This window comes from Olsenella sp. CU969, assembly GCF_905219715.1.
GTDB classification, from domain to species: domain Bacteria; phylum Actinomycetota; class Coriobacteriia; order Coriobacteriales; family Atopobiaceae; genus Granulimonas; species Granulimonas faecalis.
Window position 1 is genome coordinate 1 of the sequence record NZ_CAJMXC010000131.1, and the last position, 2464, is coordinate 2464.

A 2464-nucleotide genomic window follows, 5' to 3' on the forward strand; every position below is an offset into this window, starting at 1 on the left:
GGACGGAGCTGTCGGGGGGCCGGGCGGCGTAGAGGTCGAACTCGGCGCCCGCGAGGGGGTTGCCGTACTGGTCGACCTTCACGACCTCCTGGAAGAGCTCGGGCTGGAGGTTGAAGCGCAGGGAGAGCGACGAGTCGTAGTTGCCGCGCTCGAGGTAGAACATCTTGAGGCTGTGGCCGGTGTCGGAGGCGAAGGTCTCCCCGTTGAAGCGGACGCCGCCCACGGTGGCGGTATCGGTGCGCGCGGGGGCGTCGCCCTGCCACGTCCCGTCCTCGATGACGTAGCCGTTATCGGTGGAATGGGTGTAGGACCGGCTCGCATAGGGGTCGGAGGCGCCGTCGGGGTCCTGGGCGTACTCGAACATGCGGCGGATGGTGGTCTTGCGAACGGCGAAGTCGGCGGGGTCCTCCGGGATGCCCTTGGTGCCATAGGAGGGACCGAGGAGCACCTCGCCGGTGGCGAAGTCGATGGTGCCGAAGAGCTCGGAGTGGATGCCGCCCAGGTCGAGGACGAGGACGTCGTCGATGAAGACCCAGACGTCGTCGTCGCCCGAGAACTGGAAGGTCATGGGGGCGCCGTTGTCGCCGATGGTTCCCCCCGAGGGCTGGCGGAACACCGTCTCCACGGTCATGCCCAGGTGGTGGTTGAGGTTGTGTTCCTTGCTGTTGTCCGCGGCGACCGCGTTCTCCAGCTTGCCGTCGGCCACGCGGAACACCTCGGTGGCCGGGTCGAAGGGGAAGAAGCCGCCCACGGAGTTGGTGCCGTTCACGGCCGGGGCGTCATAGAGGGTGAAGTGGCCGGCGCTGCCCTCGGTGGCGTCCTCGGTGAACTCGGCGANGTTGCNACGCATGTTGTAGTAGTAATAGCCCTCGTCGTCGAGCTGGAAGAGGCCCGTGACGTTCTCGTAGCGCGTCTTTCCCGGCTGGTCGGAGCCGTCGAAGAGGTAGCCGAGGGAGAGCAGGTCGTCGGAGAGCGACCCGCCCTCGAAGGAGCCGTTGCCCTGTTGGACCTTGGCGGCGTCGCCGTACTTGCCCAGGTGGTCCGCCAGGTACTGCACGCCGGTGGCGACGTTCCTGGCCCCGGNGCTGGCGAAGATGNGGTCACCATCGCCGGCCTNGCCGCGCTGGGCGTCCTTGTAGACCGACGGGTTGCCGTTGTAGCCGACGAGGACCGAGCCGGCGGGGTCGGTGCGGTCGCTCAGGGACGGCTGGCCCTCGGAGAGGGTCGNGGCGACCATGAACGGGAAGCCGGGGTTGTTGTAGGAGAACAGCCCCTGGCTCGATCCGGAGCCCTGGTTCCAGTTGCCCATGAAGCTTTTCNTGCCNGTGCCGAAGGTGAGCNGGCGGCCGCTGTTGNTGTTCTTGCCCTCCTTGCCCCCGAACCACCACTCGTACACCGACNCCTCATCGGTCTCGAGGAGGNNGCGGNGCAGGTCACCCGTGCTCTCGTCGAGGCGCCCCATGTCGTAGTCGAAGAGATTCACCACGGTGTTCTCNGGGTCGAGGCCCGGGACCACGTGGGAGGCCAGCTCCTCGGCGACCGCCGCCCGGGCCGGTGCGGCCGGGAGGAGGGAGAGAAACACAAGGGCCAGGGCAGCGGCGGCAGCCACGACCCGCCGTGCGGCCCGGAACCGCAGGGTCCGTTTCCGGTCTCGTCTGAACGCGAACATGAGTTCCTCCTTGCACTCGGGGCCGCCCGCGGCCGAGAAAGGTGGCAGGCGGTGCCCCGACCCCGTTTGCCCAGGGCCTGCAGACCATCGATTGCGAATGTACTTGGAAAGCTATCACGTTAAGACTGATTTCAATCTGCAACTCTCCACGTTGCGAACCATATCTTTTATTTTTATTTTTGTTATAATGGAGGGTAGAAATGCGTTACCCAAAAGTAATCGCTGGTAAATCCCGGTTATTCTGTCAAAAAAAGAAACTGCCGATTACAAATCCTGAGTACTGTTTTTATTCTCTTTATGGGAACAAGAACCGCATTGATTTCTCTATTGTTCTCAATGTCCCATGCACCAGCAGGTAGAAAACGGTTGTGCGCGGCACGGCGGGGCCGACCCCGCCTCGGCAGAAGAAAAGGGCGCTCTTTCAGACTCCTAGAACCTTTTGGTTGCTAGAATTGATATATTTGGCGTCCCCAGCCCAAGGACCCGCCCGGCCGCCCCTCGCGACCGGGCGCCCGGACCGTCATACAAAAGACAACGGAAAGGCGCCCCCTCGCGACCGTGTCGCAAGGGGGCGCCAGACCACGGCAACGGGCCCGCATCCGCAGCGTGGCTGCAGGCACGGGCCCGTTCACCGTGGCTATGATGCCGCCGCGCCCCTCAGAACCTCCTCGGGACAGCCATGCCGCCGCAGAACCCGACGGCCAGGAAGGCCCACGGGACCCCCGTCGGGAAGCCGAAGGCGAGGCCGAAGACGAGCATGTCCGCATCGACCACCCCCAGCAGGGAGAGCGCCGA

At 64.9% G+C, this 2464-nt stretch carries 1 protein-coding gene; it reads right to left on the reverse strand.

The genetic code is table 11. The features are described 5' to 3' along the window. Nucleotides 1-1669, reverse strand: a 1669-nt coding sequence (locus JX283_RS08915) for a fibro-slime domain-containing protein (protein ID WP_204830129.1), incomplete at its 3' end; no start/stop codon positions are given. Between the last annotated feature and the right edge of the window lie 795 nt (nucleotides 1670-2464).